Annotated in this window: 16 protein-coding genes; 13 read left to right on the forward strand and 3 right to left on the reverse strand. The window is 73.2% G+C overall.

The annotated features are described in order from the left end of the window. Nucleotides 1–189 precede the first annotated feature (189 nt). Genes AB0L89_RS00085 through AB0L89_RS00095 form a run of 3 tightly spaced genes read right to left on the reverse strand, consistent with a single transcriptional unit; the run spans nt 190 to nt 3,567 of the window. Complete coding sequence (locus AB0L89_RS00085) at nt 190–720, reverse strand: flavin reductase family protein (RefSeq protein WP_365131749.1); 531 nt, start codon at nt 718–720, stop codon at nt 190–192. Then, nucleotides 717–2,012, reverse strand: coding sequence for a cation:proton antiporter (locus AB0L89_RS00090; protein WP_365131752.1), 1,296 nt, complete (start codon nt 2,010–2,012; stop codon nt 717–719). Before AB0L89_RS00090 ends, AB0L89_RS00085 begins: the two co-directional genes overlap by 4 nt. Before the next feature lie 19 nt (nt 2,013–2,031). Continuing rightward, nucleotides 2,032–3,567 (reverse strand): tryptophan halogenase family protein, encoded by a 1,536-nt coding sequence (locus AB0L89_RS00095; RefSeq protein ID WP_365133866.1) that lies wholly within the window; start codon nt 3,565–3,567, stop codon nt 2,032–2,034. A 276-nt stretch (nt 3,568–3,843) separates the two neighbouring features. On the opposite strand from AB0L89_RS00095, the gene sbnB reads away from it, so the two are divergent. From sbnB to AB0L89_RS00160, 13 genes are all read left to right on the forward strand, one after another. Next, the gene (gene sbnB / locus AB0L89_RS00100; protein WP_365131755.1) at nt 3,844–4,911 is read left to right on the forward strand and encodes a 2,3-diaminopropionate biosynthesis protein SbnB; all 1,068 of its coding nucleotides are present in this window, start codon (nt 3,844–3,846) and stop codon (nt 4,909–4,911) included. 15 nt (nt 4,912–4,926) lie between these two features. After that, the gene (gene sbnA / locus AB0L89_RS00105) at nt 4,927–5,904 is read left to right on the forward strand and encodes a 2,3-diaminopropionate biosynthesis protein SbnA (RefSeq protein ID WP_365131758.1); all 978 of its coding nucleotides are present in this window, start codon (nt 4,927–4,929) and stop codon (nt 5,902–5,904) included. Between the two features lie 224 nt (nt 5,905–6,128). After that, nucleotides 6,129–8,360: an MMPL family transporter gene (locus tag AB0L89_RS00110; protein ID WP_365131761.1), complete on the forward strand. Its 2,232-nt coding sequence runs from the start codon at nt 6,129–6,131 to the stop codon at nt 8,358–8,360. Nucleotides 8,361–8,650: 290 nt separating this feature from the next. Continuing rightward, nucleotides 8,651–9,406 carry an AfsR/SARP family transcriptional regulator gene (locus AB0L89_RS00115; RefSeq protein WP_365131764.1) on the forward strand — a complete coding sequence of 252 codons (756 nt, stop codon included), beginning with the start codon at nt 8,651–8,653 and terminating at the stop codon, nt 9,404–9,406. 255 nt (nt 9,407–9,661) lie between these two features. Beyond that, nucleotides 9,662–12,259, forward strand: a complete 2,598-nt coding sequence (locus AB0L89_RS00120; protein ID WP_365131767.1) for an amino acid adenylation domain-containing protein — start codon at nt 9,662–9,664, stop codon at nt 12,257–12,259. 23 nt (nt 12,260–12,282) lie between these two features. Further along, entirely contained in the window at nt 12,283–13,284 is a 1,002-nt protein-coding gene (locus AB0L89_RS00125; RefSeq protein ID WP_365131770.1) for a TauD/TfdA family dioxygenase, read from the forward strand. A 167-nt stretch (nt 13,285–13,451) separates the two neighbouring features. Beyond that, nucleotides 13,452–14,201: a TauD/TfdA family dioxygenase gene (locus tag AB0L89_RS00130; protein ID WP_365131773.1), complete on the forward strand. Its 750-nt coding sequence runs from the start codon at nt 13,452–13,454 to the stop codon at nt 14,199–14,201. 14 nt (nt 14,202–14,215) lie between these two features. Continuing rightward, on the forward strand, nt 14,216–15,571 hold the full coding sequence (locus AB0L89_RS00135) for an asparagine synthase C-terminal domain-containing protein (RefSeq protein ID WP_365131776.1): 1,356 nt from the start codon (nt 14,216–14,218) through the stop codon (nt 15,569–15,571). Between the two features lie 18 nt (nt 15,572–15,589). Further along, nucleotides 15,590–16,357: an enoyl-CoA hydratase/isomerase family protein gene (locus tag AB0L89_RS00140; protein WP_365131779.1), complete on the forward strand. Its 768-nt coding sequence runs from the start codon at nt 15,590–15,592 to the stop codon at nt 16,355–16,357. Continuing rightward, the gene (locus tag AB0L89_RS00145; protein WP_365131782.1) at nt 16,354–17,850 is read left to right on the forward strand and encodes a class I adenylate-forming enzyme family protein; all 1,497 of its coding nucleotides are present in this window, start codon (nt 16,354–16,356) and stop codon (nt 17,848–17,850) included. The genes AB0L89_RS00140 and AB0L89_RS00145 overlap by 4 nt, the downstream gene beginning before the upstream one ends. Beyond that, on the forward strand, nt 17,847–20,930 hold the full coding sequence (locus AB0L89_RS00150) for an AMP-binding protein (RefSeq protein WP_365131785.1): 3,084 nt from the start codon (nt 17,847–17,849) through the stop codon (nt 20,928–20,930). The genes AB0L89_RS00145 and AB0L89_RS00150 overlap by 4 nt, the downstream gene beginning before the upstream one ends. Continuing rightward, complete coding sequence (locus AB0L89_RS00155) at nt 20,923–24,720, forward strand: amino acid adenylation domain-containing protein (RefSeq protein WP_365131788.1); 3,798 nt, start codon at nt 20,923–20,925, stop codon at nt 24,718–24,720. Before AB0L89_RS00150 ends, AB0L89_RS00155 begins: the two co-directional genes overlap by 8 nt. Next, nucleotides 24,717–24,980, forward strand: coding sequence for an acyl carrier protein (locus tag AB0L89_RS00160; protein WP_365131791.1), 264 nt, complete (start codon nt 24,717–24,719; stop codon nt 24,978–24,980). Before AB0L89_RS00155 ends, AB0L89_RS00160 begins: the two co-directional genes overlap by 4 nt. Nucleotide 24,981 lies beyond the last annotated feature (1 nt).

Below are 24,981 nucleotides of genomic sequence, written 5' to 3' on the forward strand. Positions count from 1 at the left end.
GACTGACACATGACGGTGCGTGCCGTCAAAGGTAAGTTCCGGCCTTCTGGTGCCCCCGGCCGAGGGCGTCCGCGAGGGTGCCCGCGCCAACGCGCGAAGGTCCGGCCCCGCGGACGGGGACGGACCTGATGGCGCTGTGCTTCGGGAGGAGGTGAGGGGTGCGGGAGGGCCGCGGTGCGGTGCGGTGGATCAGGCCCCGGACCAGGCGCGGAACTGCCGCAACCCGTAGAGGAGCGGCGGGAGTTCGTGCCGGCGCGTGAGCAGCCGGGCCTCGCCGAAGACGGTGACGTGGTCGCCGGTCCGGTGGGTCATGACCACGTCGCAGTCGGCGACGGTGTGCGCGTCACGGGCCAGGTGCGGGCCGCCCGCGTCCGCCTCCTGCTCCCACGGCACCATGCGGAACCGCTCGGGGTTGCCGGAGGCGAAGAGCTCGGCCGTCTCCCGGGCGCCCTCGTGCAGCAGGTTCACCGCGAAGGTGCCCCGCTCCATGATCGCCTCCAGGGTGGGGCTGCCGTCGCGCAGGCAGACCAGGAGCGTCGGCGGGTCGAGCGAGACGCTGCACACCGAGGAGCAGGTCATGCCGCGCGGCGCCCCGTCGTGACCGGTGGAGGTGACCACGCCGACGCCGGTCGGGAAGCCGCTCATCATCGCGCGGAAGCCGTCGGGCGTCGCCTTGTCGGCCTCGCCCGCGATGTCGAGGTTGACGGTGCCATCGGTCATCGGACACTGCTTTCTGTCGCTGGGGCGAGCGCCCCGGACGCGTGGCGGGCCGCCCCGCGGTCGAGGAGCGTCAGGAGCGGACCGGTCATGGCCGTGGTGGTCAGCGCCATCACGATCAGCGCGAGGACCATGGGCCCGGTGAGGATGCCGGAGCTGAACCCGGCCTGGAGCACGATGAGTTCGGTCAGTCCCCGGGTGTTCATGAGGACGGCGATCGTGCGCGCCGTCTCCCGCGACTGGCCGCCGCGCCGGGCTCCCAGATAGCCGCCGAGCCCCTTGCCCAGACAGCCGAGGACGACGGCCGAGACGATCAGCACCCAGGAGGTGTCGGCGAACGAGCCCGTGAGCACGGTGACGCCGGTGACCACGAAGAACGCGGGGGCCAGGGCGGCGCCCGCCCGGGTGACGGTGGCCACCGCCCGCTCCCAGGGCGCGTCCTCGTCCTGCGGGATCGCGAGGCCCACCAGGGCCGCCCCGAGGATCGCGGTCATGCCGAGGTGTTCCACCGTCAGCGCGACCGCCAGGGCCGTCGCGCCGAGGAGCACCGCGGCGGTGCGCGGCATCCGCCGGCAGGCGTCCTTGGCCGCGCGGGTGCGCAGCCCGTACCGGACGGCCAGCGCGCACACCGCGCCGAACGCGAGCGCCCGCACGGAGTGCAGGGAGTCCGCGAGGCTGCCCTCGCCGAGGCTGATGGCGAGGGTCAGCAGCAGCCAGCCCACGGCGTCGATGAAGATCGCCGAGCCCAGCGCCATCCGGCCCGCCGCCGACCGGGACATGCCCCGGTCCGCCAGGATGCGGGCCATCACGGGGACGGCCGTGATGGACATCGACACCGCGACCATCAGGACGAAGGCGGGCAGCGGGGCGCCGCCGCGCGCCGCCTCGTCGTCGGTGAGGAGCACCAGACCGGCCAGGAGCAGACCGGTCAGCAGCGGCGGCACGAGGGAGCCCGCCGCCACCCAGGCCATGCCGCGCCGCGGCGGCCTGCCGTGGTCGGTGCCCAGCTTGTGGGCGAGGCCGACCAGGAACAGCACGAGGCCGGCCTGGGAGACGAGCTTGATCAGGTCGAACACGGAGTCCGGCAGGACCGTCTCGAACGTGTCCCGCCCGAGCAGGGCGATCACCACCGGGCCGGAGAGCAGCCCGAACACGATCTCTCCGATGACCTCGGGCTGCCGCAGCGCCCGCGCGAGCGCCCGGCCCGCCAGGGCGAGCGCCAGGATGACGCCGAGCGCCGCGGCGGAGTGGGCGAGGAGCCCGAGGTCCAGAACGTGCTCATCCAGCGTGTCCATGTCTCGAACCGCCGCCCTGTCAGTGGTGTTGGGAGAAGTACTGGTAGGCGGGCGGCAGCACCTCGGTCAGCCGCTGGGTCTTCTCACGGATCGCGGTGAACTCCCGCTCGGCGGCGGTCGGGTCGCACAGCGAGAGCGCCTTGGACGCCTGGAGGTCGATGCCGCCCATGCCGAGGAGGATGCACATGTACGAGTAGGGCGGCAGGCCGTGGTAGTACGGGAAGACCGACTCGGAGTCGGGCAGCTGGGTCTTCCAGCTCTCGATGCGCTCGGCGAGCGCGTCGGGGATCGCGCGGGTCTTCGTGTCGCGCCAGTACTGGTTGTCCGCCCGCTTCGCCGCCACGTAGTGCAGGACAAGGAACTCCCGCACGCCGTCCATCACATGGGCGATGGCCTTGTTGTAGAGCTTCTGGTGCGTGGGGTTCCAGTCCTCGCCGGGGAAGTTCTTGGCGAGCTGCTCGATGGCGTGGTGGATGAAGAAGATGCCGGTGGACTCCAGAGGCTCCACGAACCCGCTGGAGAGGCCGATGGCCACGCAGTTCTTCACCCAGGAGTTCTCGCTGCGGCCGATCCGCATCTTGATGTGGTTGGCGGAGACGTCCGCGGCCGCGGGACCGACGAACTCGCGCAGGGTCCGCTCGGCCTCCTCGGGGGTCGTGTAGTCCTTCGCGTAGACGTAGCCGGTGCCGACGCGGCCCATCAGCGGGATCGTCCAGATCCACCCGGCGTCCTGGGCCGTGGCGGTGGTGCACGGACGGATGCCGCGCTTCTCCATGTCCATCGGGACCTGGAGGGCGACCGCGCTGTCGTTGGGCAGCGTGTCCGCGTACGAGATGAACGGCTCCTCGAGCGCCTTGTTCAGGAGCAGGCTGCGGAAGCCGGTGCAGTCGATGTACAGGTCGCCGGTGAGGTCGCCGTGCTCGGCGGTGGTGACACCGCTGATCCAGCCGCGCTCGTCGAGGTTGACCTGCTGGACGTCGTCGACGACGTGCTTGACGCCGCGGTCCGTCGAGTACTTCGTCAGGTACTTGGCGAGCAGCGCGGCCTCGAAGTGGTACGCGTAGGGGAACTGCGTCTTGCCCTGGTGCTCGGACATCGTCAGGCCCTGCATCTCGTCCGCGCCCTCGTCGAAGGGCTGGTCGATGAGCGTGCCGTCCAGCATGCGCGGGCTGCGCCCGGCGTCGATGACCGAGGACATCACGAAGCAGTCCTTGTCGAACCGGTCGGTCGGGCCCTGCTTCAGCCACCAGTCGGTCAGCGGGAAGCCGTTGACCGACCGCATCTGCTCGAAGGGGTGGTAGAAGTAGTGGTCCTTCTCGCGCCAGTTCTCGAACCGGACGGCGAGCTTGTACGTCGCGTTGCAGGCCGGCATCCAGTCCTTTTCCTTGAGTCCCAGGAACTCGAAGAAGTGGCGGATGTCGCTGAAGGTGGCCTCGCCGACGCCGACCGCGCCGACGTGGCCGGACTCCACGAGAGTGACGTCTATTCGCTCCCCGAACGCGGCCTTGAGATACGAGGCCGTCATCCAACCGGCGGTTCCGCCACCCACGATCACAACTCTGTTCAGCACTGGTGACTCCTGTTCGGTAGCTCCACGAGTTCCGGAAACAGTGGCTCCCGGACCGTGGAGTGAACCTGCCACGGTGGCGCCACCGAGAAGTGAGCCTAGGCGCGGGTCAATTCGCCGCCCAGATCATTTGGTGATGGCCGAATATCGCAGGTCGGAACGGGCTTGATGGGGCGTCAGCATGCTGTCAGTGGCATCGGGGAGCATGAAATCGGGATTACTGGGTGGGAATCGCTCCGCCCTCCCACTGCAATGGAGTTATGGATGCCAACGGAAAAACTTGTTCCGCCGTTTGCCGTGATCCCTGGCTCGCAGGTGCACAGCATTCTGACCGGCCGCGAGCAGCACACCATTGACCTGGTGGAGGCGGCCTATCGGGTGCACGGCGAGGGCGACTCGGTCAATCCGCCCTCGTATTTCCTGCGTTTCCAGGACCGGCCTTCCGCGCGTATCATCGCGCTGCCCGCCTCGCTCGGCGGAGAAACGCGGGTCGACGGGCTGAAGTGGATCTCCAGTTTCCCGGAGAACGTGGCCGCGGGAATTCCCCGGGCCTCCGCGGTGCTGGTGCTCAACGACCACGAGACCGGATATCCGATCGCGTGCCTGGAGAGTTCGATCATCAGCGCCGCCCGCACCGCGGCCTCCGCGGCGCTGGCCGCCGACCGGCTCTCCCGGGCCCGGGGCGTCGACCGGCCGAAGCGGGTCGGCTTCATCGGCACGGGCCTGATCGCCCGCCACATCCACACCTATCTCGCCGGGTCCGGCTGGTCCTTCGACGAGGTGGGCGTGCACGACCTGTCCGCCGCGTACGCGGGCGACTTCCGCACCTACCTGGAGGACGCGGGGGAGAGCGGGCGGATCACCGTCCACGACAGCGCCGAGGAGCTGATCCGCTCCTCGGACCTGGTGGTCTTCGCCACCGTCGCGGCGGCCCCGCACGTGCACGAGCCCGCCTGGTTCGCGCACGACCCGCTGGTCCTGAACGTCTCGCTGCGTGACCTCGCGCCCGAGGTCCTGCTGGCCTCGGCGAACGTGCTCGACGACATCGAGCACTGCCTGAAGGCCGACACCTCGCCGCACCTCACCGAGAAGCTCACCGGTGGGCGGGAGTTCATCGACGGCACGCTGCACGAGGTGATGGCCGGGAAGGTGACGCTGCCGGCGGACCGTCCGGTGGTGTTCTCGCCGTTCGGGCTCGGCGTCCTGGACCTCGCGGTCGGCAAGTCCGTCTACGACGAGGTGCTCGCGAGCGGCGAGGCCCATGTGATCGAGGGCTTCTTCCACGAGGTGGACAGGTATGGGCGCGCAGGCGCGACCAGCAGCCGTTCCTGAGGCGAGGAGGCCCAAGTGCCGGTGATCTCCGTACCGGAGGACTTCCACGTGGAAGATCTCTATGTGGACCTGCGGTCCGTCCTGGACGCTCCGCTCCATCTCAAGTGCGAAGGCTTCAACTTCGCCGGATCGATCAAGCTGAAGGCGGCGTCGGAGATGGTCGCCGACGCCGAGCGCACGGGCCGGCTCACCCGGGACTCGGTCATCGTCGAGTCCTCGTCGGGCAACCTCGGGGTCGCCCTGAGCATGATCGCGGCGAGCCGGGGCTACCCGTTCCTGTGCGTCACGGACACCCGCTGCAACCTCAACACCCGGCGGCTGATGGAGGCGATGGGTGCCCAGGTGCACACCATCACCGAGCCCCACCCCGAGACCGGCTTCCTCGGCGCGCGGCTCGAACACGTGCGCAAGCTGGTCGCCTCCGACGACCGGCACGTGTGGCTCAACCAGTACGCCAACCCGTGCAACTGGCAGGCGCACTACCGCACCACGGCCCCGGCCATCGCCGAGCGCTTCCCGGACCTGGACGTGCTGTTCGTCGGCGCGGGCACCACGGGGACGCTGATGGGCTGCGCCCGGTACTTCAAGGACTCGGGCCGTCCGGTCACCGTGGTCGCGGTCGACTCCGTCGGCTCCGTCACCTTCGGCGGGCCACCCTCGCCGCGGATGATCCCGGGCCTGGGGTCGGGGGTGCGGCCGCCGCTGCTCGACGTGTCGTTCGTGGACGACGTGGTGCACGTGCCCGAGACGGACACGATCCGCGTCGCCCATCGGCTGGCCGCGGGCGGCTTCCTGTTCGGCGGGTCCACCGGGACGGTCATCTCGGGCGCCCTCGGCTGGCTGGCCGAACACCGGAGCGAGGGGGCCGGCACGGCGGTGGCGATCTCCCCGGACCTCGGGGAGCGCTATCTGGACTCCCTGTACCAGAGCAACTGGGTGAGCGACATCTACGGCGCCCAGGCGCTGGACGCCGGTGCGGTCTGGGCGCACTGAGTGCGGTCCGGGCGCCCCGACGCCCCGCTCCCGGGTCACCGGCGCGCACGGATTCTCCGCGGCCCCCGTCAACTGCCCCGCAGGTGACGGGGGTTGCGCCGTCCTCGGGGCAGGGGCCGGCGCGGCGGCGGGCCCGGATCCGGGTTGACGGTCCATCGCTGCACATGTAATTTTTCACTTACACCCGTTGGGTAGGAGTGACTACCTCTAAGGAGCTGGGTTCAGTGAAGAAACAGCCACTTACCGTGAAGGTGGCGAGCTGGAGTGCGCTGCACCCAGGGCGGGCCATCGTCGGATGGTTCGTCTTCGTCGCTCTGTGTCTCGCCCTCGGGGGCCTGGTCGGCACGAACAACGCCGGCGACAAGGACTACTGGGTCGGCGAGGCCGGCCGCGCCGAGTCCATCGCCACCGACGGGGACCTCCAGCACAAGTCGGCCGAGCGCATCATGATCACCAACCGGTCCGACGCCCCGCTGGGCGCCGAGGCCAAGGGTGCCGCGCAGGACGTCGTCGACCGGATGAAGAAGCTGGACCCGGTCCTCCACGTCGCCGAACCGGTGCGCTCGGAGAACGGCCGCATGCTGATGGTCGAGGTGACCCTGAAGGGCCCCCGCCTGGAGGCCCAGAAGCACATCGACCCGCTGCTGGAGACGACCGCCGAGGTCCAGAAGAAGAACCCCGACCTGCGGGTCGAGGAGACCGGTGACGCCTCCGTCGAGGTGGGCCTGGACGACCAGCGCAGCGAGGACCTCGCGACCACCGAGACCATCACCTTCCCGATCACCCTGATCACCCTGGCCCTCGTGTTCGGCTCCGTGGTCATGGTCGGCGTACCGCTGCTCCTCGCGGTCTCCTCGATCGGCGCCTCCATCGGCCTGTCCCAGCTGATCTCGCACCTGATCCCCGACGCGGGCGTCGGCAACAACGTCATCCTGCTGATCGGCATGGCGGTCGGCGTCGACTACACGCTCTTCTATCTCAAGCGCGAGCGCGAGGAACGCGCCCGAGCGGGCGGACGCCTCACCCCCGAGGCCCTCGTGGGCATCGCCGCCGCGACCTCGGGCCGCGCGATCGTGGTCTCCGGCCTCGCGGTGATCCTCTCCACCGCCACCCTCTTCCTCGCCGCCGACGTCATCTTCTCCTCGCTCGCCATCGGCACGATCGTGGTCGTCGCCGTCGCGGTGCTCAGCTCGATCACCGTGCTGCCCGCCCTGCTCGTGAAGATCGGCAAGCGCTCCGACCGCAGGGCCGCCCGCGCCGCCGAGCGCGGCAAGCGGGTCAAGCGGCGCAAGACGGAGGAGACCGGCCGGCTGTGGACCGCGCTCCTCAAGCCCGCCAAGAACCACCCCGTGGGCACCCTCGTGGTGTCGGTGCTCCTGATGCTCGGCCTCGCGGCCCCCGTGCTCGGCATGGAACTGCGCGTCCTGAGCACGGCCACCCACTCCCGCTCGATCCCGGAGATGCAGGCCTACGACCGGCTCAACGCGGCCTTCCCCGACCTGCTGGCCGAGCACTGGGTCGCCGTGCGCGGCGACGCCGGGAACAAGCAGGAGATGCGTACGGCGCTGGACGCCCTGGCCGAACGCGCCAAGGACGACGGCCTGTTCTCCAAGAAGCAGCCCAAGCTGGAGACCACGCGGGACGGCACCATCGGCATGATGACGCTGTCGGTGCCCCACAAGCTGAACTCCTCGGAGGCCCAGGAGTCGCTGGAGCACCTGCGGGACGACATGATCCCGGCCACGCTCGGCAAGGTGCAGGGCCTGGAGTACGGCGTCAGCGGCCCCGTCGCCCAGGACGTCGACTACCTCGCCCACCAGAACGACAAGCTGCCCGTGGTCATCGGCTTCCTGCTGCTGCTGACCTTCATCATGATGGTCCTCGTCTTCCGCTCCGTGACCATCTCCCTGCTCGGTGTGCTGCTCAACCTGCTGTCCGTCGCCGCCTCGTTCGGTCTGGTGGTCGTCTTCTTCCAGTGGGGCCTCGGGTCGACCCTGTTCGGCTTCGAGGAGAGCGCCACCAACGGCATCGGCTCCCGCGTCCCGCTCTTCCTCTTCGTGATCCTCTTCGGCCTGTCGATGGACTACCAGGTCTTCGTCGTCAGCCGGATCAAGGAGGCCGCGATGAGCGGCGTGCCGACGCGGCAGGCGGTGATCGACGGGATCAGCAAGTCCGCCAAGGTGGTCACCAGCGCGGCGGTCGTGATGGTGACGGTCTTCGCGAGCTTCATGTTCCTGCACCTGGCCGAGATGAAGCAGATCGGTTTCAGCCTCGCGGTGGCCGTCCTCCTTGACGCCTTCATCATCCGGACCATGATCCTTCCGTCGGCCATGATCCTGCTGGGCAACGCCAGTTGGTGGCCCTCGCGCCGGATGCGGCGGGCCCAGGAGAACGCCGCACCCGCCCCGGCCGCACCCGCGCCGGCCCCCGTCCCGCCGGTGCACCTGCACCAGTAACGACGGGCCCCAGAACGGACGCCGGACCGGATCCCCCGCTGGTTCGGCGTCCTGTCCCGAGCGCCGGACCGGATCCCCCGCCGGTTCGGCGTTCGGGTTGTCGCAGGCCAAAACCCCTGTCCGGCGAGCCATACCACCGGAGTGCGCGGCACCCGGCCAAGTGATATTTCCCCGACCGCATAAATCCGGTCAGCATTGGGTTCGCCAGCTGCCGATAACGGGGGTTAATCGCTGTGGAAATAAAGGTTCTGGGCGCGCTCTCTCTGTCCGACGGAGACCGTCGGTCCGCCGTGGCCTCGAAGCGGGCGAGCGCCGTACTCACGCTTCTCGCCATGTCACCCCAGGCTCCGGTCCCGTTCGACCAGCTCGTCGACGAGCTGTGGGCGGACCAGGTGATGACCAATTCCCGCAACGCCCTGCAGGCCATCGTCAGCCGGCTGCGCAGGCTGCTCCAGTCCGTGACCGGGCTCAAGGGCGACGAGATCGTCCGCACCGGCAGCAACGGCTACCTCCTGGACGTGCCGCGCGAGACGGTGGACGCGCACCGCTTCCTCGCCCTCGCCGAGGCCGGCGGCGACCTGGTCCAGCGCAACCCCGCCCAGGCCATCGAGCGCCTGGAGCAGGCGCTCGCACTGTGGCAGGGACCCGCGCTGCTGGACGCCCGCGAGGGCTCGCGGTGCCGGATCCACGCCGTTCACCTGGAAGAACGCCGGATCACCGCGTTCGAGGACCTCACCGCGGCCAAGCTCGCCGTCGACGTGGAGCGGGTCTCGATGGCCGAACTGCGCCAGCTCGCCACCGAGCACTCCGAGCGCGAGCGGCTGAGCGAACTGCTCATGCTCGCGCTCTACCGCGACGGCCGGCAGGCCGAGGCCCTGGAGGTGTTCCACGGCGCCCGCAAGCGGCTCGCCAGCGACCTGGCCCTGGAGCCCGGCCCCGCGCTGCACCTCACCTACCAGGCGATCCTGAAGCAGGACGTGGTGTTCGGCCGGCCGCGCCGCACCCCGTTCTATTCGAGCCAGGCGTATTCGAGCCAGGCTTCCTGACGTGCCCGGGGTTTCCTGAGGCGCCCAGGGTTTTCCGGCGCGCCCACGGTTTCCCCACGCGCCCGAGGCTTCCCGGCGCGTCCTGTTTCTTCGCAATACACCAGGCGTTCTTTTTCCCGCCGTCTCGCCGCCCCGCAGGATTTCCGCGGTGCCCGGGCGAGGCCGCCGGGTCCATTTCTTCGGCTCACGTCCGGCGCCGCCGGATTTCCATTCACGTCCGGCCCGGCCGGATATCCATCAGGGAGGGCACAGCTCGTGACGGCTAGGCAGAGCGGATCCGGAGAGCGGACGGAGCGGCCGGCCTTGGAGGAGGAGGCCCCGGCGTACTGGCGGGGCGTCCTGAACGGCGCCCGCCACACGCCCGTACCGCGGTGGTGCGCCGAGGCGCCGCCGCTCGACCGGATCGCGGAGCGCCGGACCATGCTGCCCGCGGGCCGCTCCGCCGGGCTCCTCGACCTCGCCGGGCGGGCCGGGGTCGGCCTGGAGACGCTGCTGCTCGCCGCCTGCTCCCGGGTGCTCGCCGCCGTCACCGGCGAGACGGCCGTCGTCACCGGCTATCTGCCGCCCGCCGCCCCCGAGGCCGCCACCGCCCCCGGGGCCGACGCCGCACCGCTGCCCTGCCCCGTGCACATCGACGAGGGCACCTGGCGGGACCTGCTCGGCGCGGCCGCCGCCGCGCAGGCCGCCACCGAGCGCCACCGGGACGCGCCCCTGGACCGGCTGCGCGCCGAACTCGGGCGCACCGAGCCGCTGTTCGACACCGTCGTGGTGGCCGGGCGCGTGCCGGAGGCCGCCGACCTCGCCCCCGCCACCGTCCTCGCTGCGGGCCTGGTGCACCGCGGCGACCGGCTCGAACTCGCCCTCGCCTACCGCGTCCAGGCCTTCGACGCCGACGCCGCGGCCCGCGTCGGCGGCTATCTCCTCGCCGCCCTCGACGAGCTCGGCGCCCGCCCGGAGTCGGCGCAGGACCAGTGGAACCCCGTCTCAGCGACCGAGGCCGCGTACCAGCGGGAGGGCCTCGCGGGCCCCCGGCGCGAGCTGCCCGACCGGCGCTTCCACGAACTCTTCGAGGAGCAGGCGCGCAAGCGCCCCGACGAGGTCGCCGCCGTCTTCGAGGACCGGTCCCTGACGTACGGGGAGCTGAACCGCCGCGCCAACCGCGTCGCCCACGCCCTGCGCCGGCGCGGCCTGCGCGACGAGGACGTCGTCGCGGTCGTCACCGAACGCGACCTGGAGTGGCTGACCGCCGTGCTCGCGGTGTTCAAGGCCGGCGGCGTCTACCTCCCCGTCGAGCCGCAGTTCCCCGCCGACCGGATCACCGCCATGCTCACCCGCGCCGACTGCCGCCAGGTGCTCACCCGGCGCGGGGCGAGCGCGGGCCTCGACGCGGCGCTCGCCCACCTCGGCGAGGTCCGCGTGGACGACGTCGCCGAGCTCGGCGCCGCACCCACCGGCGACGCGTCCGCGGACCACGACGAGAACCCCGCACTGCCCGTCGCCGCGGACCAGCTCGCCTACATCTACTTCACCTCCGGCTCGACCGGGCAGCCCAAGGGCGCGATGTGCGAGCACGCGGGCTTCGTCAACCACCTCCTCGCCAAGATCGAGGACCTCGGCGTCACGGACGGCACGGTGGTCGCCCAGACCGCGCCGCAGTGCTTCGACATCTCCCTGTGGCAGCTGGTCGCCGCCCTCGTCACGGGCGGGCGCACCCTCGTCGTCGCCCAGCGCGACGTCCTGGACGTCGCCCGCTTCGTCGACCTGATCGCCGAGAGCGAGGTGGAGGTGGCCCAACTCGTCCCCTCCTACCTGGAGGTCGTCCTCGAACACCTGGGCCGCCACCCGCGCCCGCTGCCCCGGCTGCGCTGTGTCTCGGTGACCGGCGAGGCCCTCAAGAAGGAACTCACCGAGCGGTGGTTCGCCGCCCTGCCCGACATCGAGCTCGTCAACGCCTACGGCCTGACCGAGACCTCCGACGACACCAACCACGAGGTGCTGCGGCGCGCCCCCGAGGGCGCCTCGGTGCCGCTCGGCCGCCCGGTGCGCAACGTACGGGTGGCCGTGGTCGACGAGCTGCTGCGGCCGGTGCCCCTGGGCGCGCCCGGCGAACTGGTCTTCTCCGGGGTCTGCGTCGGCCGGGGCTACATCAACGACGAGGAGCGCACCCGGGCCGCCTACCTGCCCGACCCGGCCCTCCCCGGCGGACGCCTCTACCGCTCGGGCGACTTCGGGCGCTGGCTGCCCGACGGCCGCCTGGAGTTCCTCGGCCGCCGCGACGCCCAGGTCAAGATCCGAGGCTTCCGGATCGAGATCGGCGAGGTCGAGAACCAGCTGGCGCGGGTCGAGGGCGTCCGTGACGCGGCCGTCGTGGTCGTCGGCGCGGACGGCGTACGCCGCCTGGAGGGCTGCTACGCGTCGGCCGCGCCGATCCCCGACGAGGAGCTGCGCGCGGAACTGTCCCGCGCCCTGCCCGCGTACATGCTGCCGGGCCGCTTCCACCGCTTCGACGCGCTGCCGCTCACGGCGAACGGCAAGATCGACCGCAAACTGCTCGCCCGGCAGGCGGAGACCGCCGCCCCCCAGACCCCCGACGCGGCGCCCGCCGCGGTGTCCGGCACCCCGCTCACGCCCACCGAGCACCGGCTCGCCGCGCTGTGGGCCAAGGCGCTCAAGGTGCCCGTCGAGTCCATCGGCCGCACCACGCACTTCTACGACGCGGGCGGCAGCTCCATCGCCCTGCTGCGCGTGGTGATCGCCCTGGACAACGCGGTGACCGCGCAGGAGCTGGCGAAGGCCCCGCTCCTCGGCGCGGCAGCGGACCTGCTCGACCTCAAGTCGCGGCAAGCGGCCTGAAACCCCCAACTGGAGGCAGCGCAATGACCACCCTCGACGAGCCGGGGGCCGGCGCGGCCCTCCCGGACGGCTGGCACCTCACGCTCGCGCAGGACCGCATACCGGTGCTGCGGCGGGCCGAGCCCGGGACCGTGCCGGTCGCGGACCTGCCGGCCGAGGCGATCCGGTCCGTGACCGCCGGGCACGGCGCCGTCCTGGTGCGGGGCCTCGGCCTGGCCGCGCCCGCCGACCTCGCCGCCGCCGCGCGGGTACTCGGCGTGCGCGTCACGGCCGAGCGCGAGGCCTTCACCAGCCGCGTCGCCCACGCCGACGGCGTCTACTCCGCGTCGGACTGGCCCGCCGAGGACCAGCTCTGCATGCACCACGAGCTGAGCTACGCCGCCGTCGTGCCGTCGGTCGCCCTGTTCGGGTGCCTGCGCGCGCCGGCCGGCGGCGCGGCCGCCGCCGTCGCCGACGGGGAGCGCGTCCTGGAGCTCCTGCCGGACGCGCTGGTCGAACGCTTCGAGCGCGACGGCTGGGAACTGGCCCGCAACTACCTGGAGTTCGGCTTCACCTGGGCGGAGGCCTTCGGCACCGACGACAAGGACCAGGTCGACCGGTACTGCGCCCGCAACGCCGTGGACCGCACCTGGACCGAGGACGGCGGCCTGCGCACCCGCCAGCGCCGTGCCGCGGTGCTGCGCCACCCCGCGACCGGCCGGCGCGTCTGGTTCAACCAGGCGGCGTTCCTGCACGAGTCGTCCCTCGACCCGGTCATCCGGGAGCACCTGGAGGAGCTGTACGGCGTCGAGGGGCTGCCCTTCCGGACGATGTACGGCGGCGGGGAGAGCATCCCCACCGACGTCGTCGACACCATCAACAAGGTCTACGGCATGGCCGGTCTGACCGAACCCTGGCAGGACGGCGACCTGCTGATGGTCGACAACCTGCGGATGGCGCACGGCCGCGACCCCTACGAGGGCGAGCGCGAGATGGTCGCCCTCTTCGGCGACCCGGTGCGCATGGCGGGCCGGGCCGGGGACTGACCGCCCGCCGTCCCTCCGCCCGACGGCTCCCGGACCGCCCCACAACTCCTGAACGGCGTGTGTCAGTTCGGTGTCAGCGGGGTGCGCCAGCATCACCGGTATGACCGCATGACGCCGAGATGACCGATTGGGTTCATGGAGGGGTGAGGACCATCAGCTCGCATCACATGACGGACATCGCGCGTCGCGCGGTGTGCGTCTCCAAGGATCACCGGGAGTTCCTCGACAGGCTCGACGACTGCGGCTTCGTCGTCCTCGGTCCGGACGTCATGGACGGCCGGACCCTCGACGAGCTGATGGCGGGCCTGGGCAGGCCGGTCGAGTACCACTTCGGCACCAAGCTGACCCTCGAACCCCACGAGGACTCCGACAACGTGCAGTTCACGACGCGCGGCATGCCGCTGCACGTCGACGCGGCGTTCAACGAAGGGCCGCCCGTCAAGTACATCGGCATGCAGTGCGTGACCGCCCCCGACGGCGGCGGCGAGACGCTGGTGGCCGGGGCCGACTCGTTCTTCGCGCACGCGCCCGAGGACCTGGTCGAGGCCATGGACGGCATCGTCATCGAGTACCGCAACCGGATCTCCGGGTACTACAAGGAACGCGCCGAGGGCGACCACCCCCGGGTGGCCCCCGTGCAGACCGACCCGGAGACCGGCCGCAGGAGGATCGTCGTCGGCCTCACCGACCCCGACGACCCGCAGCGCACCCACGACGCGCTGGTGGTCGGGCGCACGGAGCGGGAGAGCGCCGACCTGATGCGCCGCATCAGCGACGCGCTGCACCTGCCGAGCGTCCTGTACGCCCACACCTGGCGGGTCGGCGAGGTGATGGTGCTGGACAACCGCAGGCTCGTCCACGGCCGCGCCGCGTTCCCCGGCCAGCCCCGCAAGATGGTCCGCCTGTCGGTCTCGTGAGAACTGGGGACGCCATGGACAGTTTCCCTTCGCTCCTGCTCGACGTACGCGACCGGCACGGCCGCCTGGAGACACGGCTCGGCGCCGCGGAACCCCGCGAGAGCGGGCGGCTGGTCGTCGAGGAGCTCGGCCGCGGCTGGCCGCTGCCCTCCGGCGGCGCCGACAGCTGCACCACGGTCGAGTGGACCCCCGAGCACGTCGTCGTGCGCACCAGCCGGCAGAACCCGACGCTCCTGTACCTCTGGGCCGACCCGGGCACGGGCCGCGCCCTCATCGGCACCGACCTCGCCGGTCTTACCGCGCGGATCGCCACCGACACCCGCGCCGGCACCGGCCACGCCGAACTGCGCGCCGTGCGCGACCGGATACGCAAGGTCGGCGGCGGCCGGACCCTCACGCTCACCCGCGCCCCGGCCGGCGGCACCGTGGAGACCACCGAGCGCGTGACCGCGCGCTGGCACGCCGCGCCCATCGTCGGCGAGACCGCGATGGAGGCCGGCGACCGGCAGATCGAGGTCCTGTGCGAGGAGATCGTCACCGCCGGGGAGCCGGGCCCCGTCACCGCCGTGGTCTCCGGCGGCGTGGACTCCGGGCTCGTCGCCGCGCTGGCCAAGGAGGCGGGGATCCTCGACCACCTGGCCACCCTCGGCACGCCGTGGGGCGACGAGTACGACACCGCCGACGAACTCGGCGCCCACCTGGGCATGCCGGTCCAGCACCTCGCGCTCTCCGAGGACGACATCTTCCGGGCGATCCCGGAGACCGTCCGCATGCTGGGCGCGCCGGGCCGGGAGGCCGTCGCCGGGGGCGTCAACCTCGTCGCGGTCTACCAGGGCGGGCGGCTGCCGGTCGGCACGGTGCTCACCGGCGTCGGCGCCGACTTCATCAACTCCGGCCTGCGCGTGGACGCCGGACCGGTGCCCGATCTGCCGCGGGCGGTCGCCGACTGCCTCGAAAGCGCCGCCCTGGCGGGGGAGTTGTCCGGCCTCTCGGCCGCCGCGCACGGCTACGTCCTGCGCCACATGTACTGGAACGCTCCCGTCATCCAGGCCGCCCTCGACACCCTGCCCGCGCTCATGCGCCACGGCGACCGCGAGAAGGGCCACATGCGGCTCGCGGCCACCCGGATCCTGCCCGACGCCATCGCCTGGCGCCCCAAGCAGGCCCTGCACCACGGCAGCGGCGTCGACCGCCACCTGGACGGTGCCCTCGCGCGCCGCTTCGGCGTGGCCGCCCTCGACGCGGAGCGGTTCTACGGCCACGTGGGTCTGGAGCTGGCGGCGGCCCTGGCCGCGTCGCCGCACGAACAGATCGACCCGGACAAGTGCCTGGAGGCCGCGATGTCCGCCTACACCCGCGAGACCCGGTGAGAGAAGGGGAGCCGAGCCATGGCACTGATCGACGTCGTCGATGTCGACCGCACCAGAGTCCTGACGCTGGCACACGAGAAGCCGACCAATCCGTTCGGCAAGGTGATGGCGGAGCTCTTCATCGAGACCGTCCGTGAGGCCGGCCGCGACGACCGTGTCGACGCCGTCGTGGTGAGCGGCGGCGAGGACCGCTGCTTCAGCGCGGGCGGCAACTTCAACGAGGCCCGGCGGCTCGCGACCGACGAGGCCGTCAACGACACCATCGACTGGTGCACCGACCTCTATCTGTCGGTCCTCGACACGGGCAAGCCCACGGTCGCGGCCATCGACCGGCACGCCATCGGCCTGGGCTTCCAGCTGGCCATGATGTTCGACTGGAAGATCATGTCGACCCGTGCCGACCTCGTCATGCCGGAGCTGGAGCACGGCATCGGGGCCTCCATGGCCGCCACGATCCTCACCACGTCCGTCGGGTACGACCTGGCCCGCCACACCGTCATGTCCTGCCGTCCGATCGCGGCCGAGAGCGCGCTGGCGCTGCGCCTGGTCGACGAGACCTGTGAGCCCGAGTTCCTGCTCGACCGGGCGATGCAGCGGGCGCGGCGCATGGGCCGCTATCCGAAGGTCGCCTTCTCGGCGACCAAGCGCGTCCTGACGAACCCCATGCGGGCGGCCCTGGAGAGCAGCCGCGAGGACTCCAAGGCGGTGCACCGCGCGACCTTCGGCGCCAAGGCGATGCACGGGCACTTCGACAAGGTGCTCGGCGCCGCGACCGCCGCGTCATGACCGCGGCCTTACGCACCACGGGGGCCGAGGGGAGCGCCGGTCCGGTGTACGCGGCGCTGCGCGCCGTCGCCGGGGCCCGCCCCGACGCGCCGGCCGTCGTCGGCCACGACGGCACCGTGACCTCGTACCGCCGCCTCCTGGAGCTGACGGACGCCACCGCCGACCTGCTCGGCGCCCGCCCCGGGCCCCGGCCCGTCGTCGGCCTGGCCGTCGACGACCCGCTCGCCTTCGTCGCCGCCTACTTCGCCGCCGCCAGGATCCGCTGCGTCGCCGTGCTGCTCGACAGCAGGGCGGACCCGGTCGAACTGGCCCGCCTGGCGGCCAAGTTCGACCTGGACGCGCTGGTGCGGGACGGGGCCGACGGCGGTGGCGCGGTCGTGGTCGAGCCGGTCGCCGGTGACGGCCCCCGCAGGCCCCACGCGTACCGGCCCACCGACTTCGTCGTGCACTGCACCTCCGGCTCGACCGGCGAGCCCAAGGGCATCGTCATGAGCCAGGCGGCGGTCATGGAGCGCGTGCGGTCCTGGTCGCTGGAGGGCGAACTGGGCCCGGACGACGTCGTGTTGTGCGCCCTGCCGCTGTGGCACGGGCACGGCATCGACGTCCTGGCGCTGCCCACGCTGCTCAGCGGCGCGAAGGCGGTGTTCACGCGCGGCGGGCAGCTCACCGCGCGGGGCCTCGCCCGGACCGTCCGGCGGCACGCGGTGACCGTCGTCAGCGGGCTGCCGGTGATGTACCAGATGCTCGTGGCGGCGGACGGCGTGGACGCCTCGGCACTCGGCTCGCTGCGGCTCGCCCTCACCGGCAGCGCGCCCATCGCCGCCGAGACGCAGGCACGGTTCGGCGAGCGGTTCGGCCTCCCGCTGCGGCAGGGGTACGGGCTCGGCGAGATCGGCATCATCACGTACGACGCGAGGAACACCGGCCCCGGCACGATCGGGCTGCCGATCTCGGGCGTCGACTGGCGGTTCGAGCCGGTCGAACCCGAGGGCGCGGACGGCGCGGGGCAGGGGCCGGAGCGGCTGTGCGAGCTGCTCGTGCGCGGGCCCGCCCTCGCGCGCGGCTACTACCGCGACCCGGCCGCGGAGGCCGCGATGTTCGTGGACGGCTGGCTGCGCACGCACGACCTCGTCGTCCAGCGGCCCGACGGCTGGTACATCAGGGGCCGCAAGTCCACGTTCATCAACGTCACCGGAAACAAGGTCGCGCCGATCGAGGTCGAGTCGGCGCTGCGCGCGTGCGACGGCGTCGAGGACTGCGCGGTCGTGGGGGTGCCCGACGGCGCGGGCGGCGAGCAGATCGCCGCGCTGATCGTCGGCGACGCCGGGCGCGATCCGCGCACGGTCCGCCGGCAGCTGGGCGCGCGGATGCTCCCCCACCAGCTCCCGCAGCGGTACGCCTTCGCCGCCGCGCTGCCCCGCACGCCCGTCGGCAAGACCGACTACGAGGCCGTCCGAAGGATCGTCCAGGACACGGGAGTACGGACGGCATGACCGCCACCAGCGCCTTCACCGACGATCCCTTCATCACCGCCGCCCGCGCCGCCGACGCCCCCGCCGTCGCCTGGGACGGCCACCACCTGACGTACGCCCGGCTCGACGCCGCCGTCGCCGACCTGGCCCGGCGCCTGGCCCCGCTCGGCGCCGCCCGCGCCTGTGTGCTGGTCATGGGCCCGCTGACGCCCGCGTACGTGGTCGGGCTGCTCGCCGCGTGGCGGGCCGGGGCGGTGCCGGTGCCGGTCGACGCGGGGCTGACCCCCGAGCAGTACGCGTGGCTCGCCCGGCGCACCCGCCCGGCCGTGGTGATCAGCAGCGATGTCACTCCGGTCGGCCAGTACCGGGGGAGCGGCACCGGTCCGGCCGAGGTGCTCCTCGACGCGGCCACGGGCGCCGTGGTCGTCGAGTCGTACCCCCAAGTGCCTGACGGATCAGTGGTGTTCGGCGATCCCGACGCGGGCTATGTGATCCCCACCTCCGGCTCGACGGGCGAACCGAAGGCCGTCGTCGGGAGCCGCCGCGGCCTGGCGGGGTTCCTCGGCTGGTTCCGCGACGAGTTCGCGCTCGGCCCCGCCGACCGGTGCGCCGCCGTCACCCGGGTCAACTTCGACCCGTCGCTGCGGGAGCTGCTCGGGGTGCTCGGCGTCGGCGGCACGCTGGCGCTGCCGCCGGTCGACGCCCAGCTCGACCTGTCCGCCCTCGCCGGTCATCTGGTCGAGGGGCGGCCGACGGTGGCCTTCCTCGTGCCGTCGACGGCGCTGCTCCTGGCCGGTGAACCGGCCCTGGCAGAAGCCGGGTTGCCGGATCTCCGGCTGCTCTTCTTCGCCGGTGAGGTGCTCGGCCGGCGGGTCGTCGAGCGGTGGTCCGCCCTCGCGCCGCACGCGGAGATCGTCAACCTGTACGGCCAGACGGAGGCCACGCTCGCCCAGCTGTACCGGCGCGACGTCCAGCGCCTCACCCACGACGGGGCCCGGTCGACACCGGTCGGCGGGCCGCGCCCCGGCGTCTCGGTGACCCTGGCGGAGCCCGACGCGGACGGCACCGGCGAGGTGGTCCTCACCGTCGACGCACCGGCCCTGGGGCTGCTGCGCGCGCCCTCCGGCGACGGTGGCGACGGCGTGCACCGCACCGACCCGTTCCCCGCGCCGCTGCCCACGGGCGACCTCGGATTCCTGGGCTCCGACGGCGACTTGGTGGTCATCGGGCGCCGTGACCACGACATCAAGGTCGGCGGCCGGCGCGTCTCCTTCCACGGGTTCATCGACGCCGTCGAGGCGCTGGACGGCGTACGGCAGTGCGTCGTCGTGGAGCGCGACGGGCCACAGGTGTTCATCGCGGCGGAGGCGGCGGATGCGGCGCACACGGCCGGCGCGGCACTGCGCGACGCGGTCCACGGCGCCGGACGGAGCCTGGGGCTGCCGAGGTTCGCGCTGCACGTCCGGCCGGACCTGCCGACGCTGCGCAGCGGCAAGGCGGACCGGCGCGCCCTGCTCGCGTCCCTCGGCGACTGTTCCGGCGACGGTCCGGCGGACGTCACGCCCGACGACCAGGCCCCCGGCACCGGGCCCGCCGGGATCGAGCGGACGCTGCGCGCCGCCCTGGGCGCCCGCGCCGACGAGGACGTCCTCACCGAAGCGGGCGTCTCCTCGCTCGACCTGGTCGCCGCCGTCGCGCGGATCCGGCGGACGTACGGGATCCGGCTGACCGTCCACGAGTGCTTCGGCCTGGGCGACGTGCCGTCGCTGGCCCGCGAGATCGACCGGAGGAGGCACGCCCCGGCCGCCCCGGACACCGCCGCCCCGGCCGTCGCCGCACCCGCCGCCGCGCCCCGCGACCGCTATCCGCTCTCCACGCGCCAGGTCGGCTACCTCCGGATCTGCATGCCCCAGGGGAACGGGAACTGGTGCAACCTCTCCCGGGAGATCACCCTGCCCCGGCGCACCGAGGCGGCGGACGTCGAGGCGGCGCTCGGCACCCTGCTGGCGCGGCACGACGCGCTCGGCCTCGCCCTCGCCCCCGACGGGCGCCACCAGACCTTCACGGCGGCGGCCGGGCTCGCCTGCCCGGTCGAGGCCGTGGACACCGGACTCGCGGTGGACTCGGCGGAGCACCGCGACCGCGTGCAGCGGGCGCGCGCCGCGCTGGTCTCGCGCCTGATCGACCCGGCCAAGCCGCCGCCCCTGCGGGCCCTGCTGGTGCGGGGGAGCGACGGCGCCTCGGTCGTCCTCGTCGTGCACCACCTGTTCGTGGACGGGCTGAGCATGGACACCCTGACCGGGGAACTCACCGCCCTGCTGACCGGGCGCGGCCTCGACGCCGGGGCGCCGCAGAACAGTTACCGCGACTACTGCCTCGCCACGGAGCGCTCGGACGAGCCGAACGCGTCGGCCGCCTACTGGCGCGCGCTGCTGGCCGGGGCCACCCAGACGCGTCTTCCCGAGTACGCCGAACACGGCGGCCCCCAAGGGGAGTTGCTGTCCCTGCCGCTGGGGGCGCTGGGCACGCGCGAGGTGCATCGCCTCGCGCGGGACCTGGGCGTCTCCGCGTTCACCGTCGTCCTGGCCGCCTTCGAGCGTGCGGTCGCCGAGACCTTCGGCCTCGACCGGCTGCCGGTGATCGTGGTGAGCCAGGACCGGGGGGAGACCGGTGCCGGGACGGTCGGGATGTTCACCAGCACACTGACCGTCCGCGGCCCCGGGGACCCGTCCCTGAGCCACAACATCACCGCACTCGCCGGGCAGTTGACCGACGGCACGGCGCACGGCGACTGGGAGTTCGACCAGCGCGTCGACGACCTGGGCCTCGGCGGCGGCGACTGCTTCCCGCTGTCCACCGTCCTGTTCAACCAGCGCCCCCTGCCGCGCGGCCTGCGCGCCCGCGACCTCGGGTCGTGGCGCCCGCGCGCCCTTGGCCGGGCCCTGCCCTACCAGTTGCAGGGCGAACTCCAGATGTCCGGAGCCGAGTTGGTCATGGCGTACTACTACCGGAAGGGGATCGCCCGCACCGACGAGATCGACCGCGTGCACCGCGCGCTCCTGCGGACGGTCCGCGCGGGGCGGGAGGCGACCCGTGGCTGAGGTCGCCGCGCTGCGCGAGCGCGACGGGACACCGCCCCCGTACCCCTTCGGGCCGATCCAGCGCGCCTACCTCGTCGGCGACCAGGACGGCCTCGACCTGCGCGGACCCGCCCGCTACTACCTCGCCTGCGACGTGGACGTCGCCCGGGTGCCCGGCCTCCGGGGCCGTCTTGACCGACTCGTGCGCGCGCACGCCGTCCTGCGCCTGCGGGTCGGCGACGACCTGGTGCCCGCCCCGGTCGCGGACGACGCGACCGTGCCCCTCGTCCACCGGGAGGCGACGGAGGAGACCTTCGACGCCGTCGACGCCGAGGTGCGGGACGCCTTCCGCTCCGACACCCTCGACCTCGGCGGCTGGCCGCAGCTGCGGCTCACCGTCGTGCGCACGCCCCGGCGGGCGAGGCTCCATCTCGTCTACGCGCTGTGGCTGATGGACGCCGCCTCGCTCGCCGACTTCCTCGCCGCGCTGGTCGACCCCGACGCCACGGCCCTCCTGCCCGCCGCGCCGCCCCCGGCCGCGCCCCCCACGGGGGACCGGCGGCGGGCACGGGACGAGCGGTACTGGCGGGACGTGGCGACGAGCCTCCCGGAGGCCGCCGAGGTGCCGCTGCGGCCCGGCTGGCGGCAGGCGGGCCGTGCCGTGTGCCACCGGATGCTGCGCGTCGACGCGACCGCGGCGACGGCGCTCGCCGAGCGGGCGCGCGACCGCGGCCTCACGCTCCCGATGGTCTTCCTCGGCGTGTACGGGGCGCTCCTCGGCGCGGCCGGGGGCGACCGGGCGCACACGGTCACCGTCGTCCACTCGCAACGGCGGCACGTCGGCGCCGGATCCGCGCTCGGCAACTTCGGCACGACCGTGCCGCTGGCGGTACCGGAGCGCGCCGGACGCGCCTTCGCCGACCTCGCGCGCGAGGTGCAGGGCCGCTTCCTGGCGCACGCGCTGCACCCCTCGCTCAGCGGCCCCGACATCGCACGCCTCGCCGACCCGGCCGCCGACCGGCGCGGACTGCGGCACCCCTTCGCCTTCACCTCCGTCGAGCTCGACAGCGGGCGCGAGGCGGGGGCGGGCCTGCGCCGCGTCTGGGACAGCGTCCAACTGCGCGTCCCCCAGGTGCTGCTGGACCACCAGGTCGGCGTCGACGCGGACGGGAGCGTCCGGCTGGGCTTCGACTGGCGGGCCGACGCGTTCGACGACGGGTTCGTGGACGCGTTCATCGACGACTACGCCCGCGCCGTCGCGGGCCTCGCGGCGGGGGAGTCGGGCTGGGACGGCACGCGCGAGCCCCTGCTCCCCGTACGCACCACGATGCCGCCCCTGGCGCGCGGCACCGAGACGCTGCACGGGCGGTTCCTGCGGACCGCCGGACGCCGCCCCGACGCCACGGCGGTCCGGGACGCCACCGGCGACCTCACCTACGCCGACCTCGCCGAAGCCGCCACCGCGCTCGCGGCGCGCCTGGTGGCCGCCGGGGCGGCGCCCGGCGACCACGTGGCGGTCCACGTGCCGCGCGGCGGCGGTCAAGTGGTCGCCGTCCTCGGCGCGTTGCTCGCCGGCTGCGTCTTCGTCCCGCTCGACCACGGGCTGCCCCCGGGGCGCCTGGACCGGATCACCCGCCAGGCCGACGTACGGTACGCGGTGACCGGTCCCGACGAGCGCGACGCCGAGGCCTGGCGCGGGCGGGGCGTGTGTCCCGTCCCGGCGCGCCCCACGCGGGAGACCGGGCGGCGGCACCCCCTGCCGGACCGGAGCGCGCCCGACGTCGCCTACGTCATCTTCACCTCGGGCTCGACCGGCGAGCCCAAGGGCGTGGTCATCCGCCACGGCGCCGTCCTGAACACCCTGGACGCGCTGAACGGCCTGATCGGCCTCGGACCGGCCGACGCCGTCCTGTCGGTGTCGTCGATCGGCTTCGACCTCGCGGTGTACGACCTCTTCGGCCCGCTGCTCGCGGGCGCGGCGGTGGTCCTGCTCTCCGAGGACACCGCGCGGACGCCGGCCGCCTGGGCGCGGGCCGTCAAGGACCACGCGGTGACGGTCTGGAACTCGACGCCGCCGCTCGCCTCCCTGCTGCGGGAGGAGGGCGGCGCCCTGCCGTCGGTCCGCGCCTACCTGCTCAGCGGTGACTGGATCCCCCTGGACCTGCCCGGGGCGCTGCGCGAACTCTCCGCGGGCGCGGACGTCATCGGCCTCGGGGGCGCGACCGAGGGCTCCATCTGGTCCATCCACCACCGCGTCACCCCGGCCGACGCCGCGGGCCGCTCCATCCCGTACGGAACGCCCCTGCCGGGCCAGGACATCCTGGTCCTCGACGCCCAGGGGCACATCTGCCCGGACTGGCACATCGGCGAGATCCACATCGCCGGAGCCGGTGTGGCCGACGGCTATCTGAACGACCCGGAGCGCACCGCCGAGGCGTTCGCCGCGTACGCCGAGTACGGCTGGGTCTACCGCACCGGCGACCGCGGGCGGCGCGGCCCGGACGGCGTCGTGGAGTTCCTCGGCCGCGCCGACAGCCAGGTGAAGGTCAACGGCCACCGGGTCGAGCTCGGCGAGATCGAGGCGCGTCTGAACGCCCTGGACCACGTGCGCTCCAGCGCCGCGTCCGTCACCGCGCACGGCGGCGGCATCGTCGCCCACGTGACGCTCGCCCCGGACCCGCCGGCCGACTGGCCGGAGCGGTCCCTCGCCGTGCTGCGGGGCGAACTGCCGTCGTACATGGTGCCGTTCGCGCTCGTCGCCCTGGACGAGATCCCGCTGACCGCCAACGGCAAGGTCGACCACCGCCGCCTCGCGGCCGTGCCGGTGCGGAGCGCGCCCCGGCCGCCCGAGGACGCCCGCCATACCGGAGTGCACCTCCAGGAGGTCGCGTCCTGCTGGGCCGAGGTCCTCGGGCGGCCCGCGGGGAACGAGGGGTTCTTCGCGTCCGGCGGCAGCTCCGTCGAGGCGATCCGGCTGCTGTCGGCGCTGCGCGGCCGGTACGGCTACGAGATCCCGTTCGGACGGTTCCTCGCGGACCCCACGGCGACCGGGCTCGCGGCGCTCTGCGGGGCCGCGCGCGACACGGCGGCCGCCGCCGTGTGGAGCTTCGCCCCGCGCTCGGTGGCGGACCCGCGCGGCCGGGTGGTCCTCTTCCCGCCGGTCGGCGGCGGCGTCGCGTGCTACGCCGAGCTGATCCGGAGCCTGCCGGGCGACCTCGACGTGCACGTGCTCGGCCTCGACCTGCCCTTCGAGCCCGCCCAGGAAGGGGAGCCGGACCTCGCCGACGTCGCGGCCGCCTGTCTGCGGAGCCTGCCGCCGGAGGTCGCGGGCACGGACGTGCCCCGGCTCTTCGCGGGCTGGTCGTTCGGCGGCGCGCTCGCCGTGGAGGCGGCGCGGGCGGCGGCGTACCCGGTCGCCCGCGTCGTCGTGCTCGACACCCCGGTGTCGGCCGCCGCCCGCCACCGCGACGGCACGGATGCGGACCTGCTCGAAGGGTTCGTCGGCGACATCCGGGAGGCGGGCGGCGTGGCCGTCGCGGCGGCGGACGTGCACGAGGACCCGGTCCTGCGCGACCGGTTCGCGGTCTACCGGCAGAACACGCGGCTGCTGCGCGACTGGCGGCCGGGCCCCGTCACGGTGCCCCTCGTCGAACTCCGCGCCGGGACACGGCCGGCCGAACCGGACCCGGGCGCCTGGCGGCGGTGGTCGCCGACGGCGCGCGCCGTCGCGCTGACCGGCGGGCACTTCGACGTACTCACGACGGCGAACACACGGCGCGTACGCGACGAGATCGGGAGCGGATGGACGTGAACGAAGCGACGGTGGCCGAGGCGATCGCGGGCGAACTGGCCCGGCACGGATACGGGATCGGCCCGGACGAGTACGGCACGGACCTGATCGGCGCCGGGGTCAACTCCGTGGACCTGGTGCGGCTGCTGTCCGGCCTGGAGGAGCGGTACGACGTCGAGTTCGACGGCGCCGCCGTGTTCGCCGGTCCCGTCACGGTCGCCCGGCTCACCGAAGTGATCGTCGCCGAGGCGGCGCGCGACGCGCGGAACACGGAGGGATGAC

This window comes from Streptomyces sp. NPDC052114, from assembly GCF_040680155.1.
GTDB lineage: Bacteria > Actinomycetota > Actinomycetes > Streptomycetales > Streptomycetaceae > Streptomyces.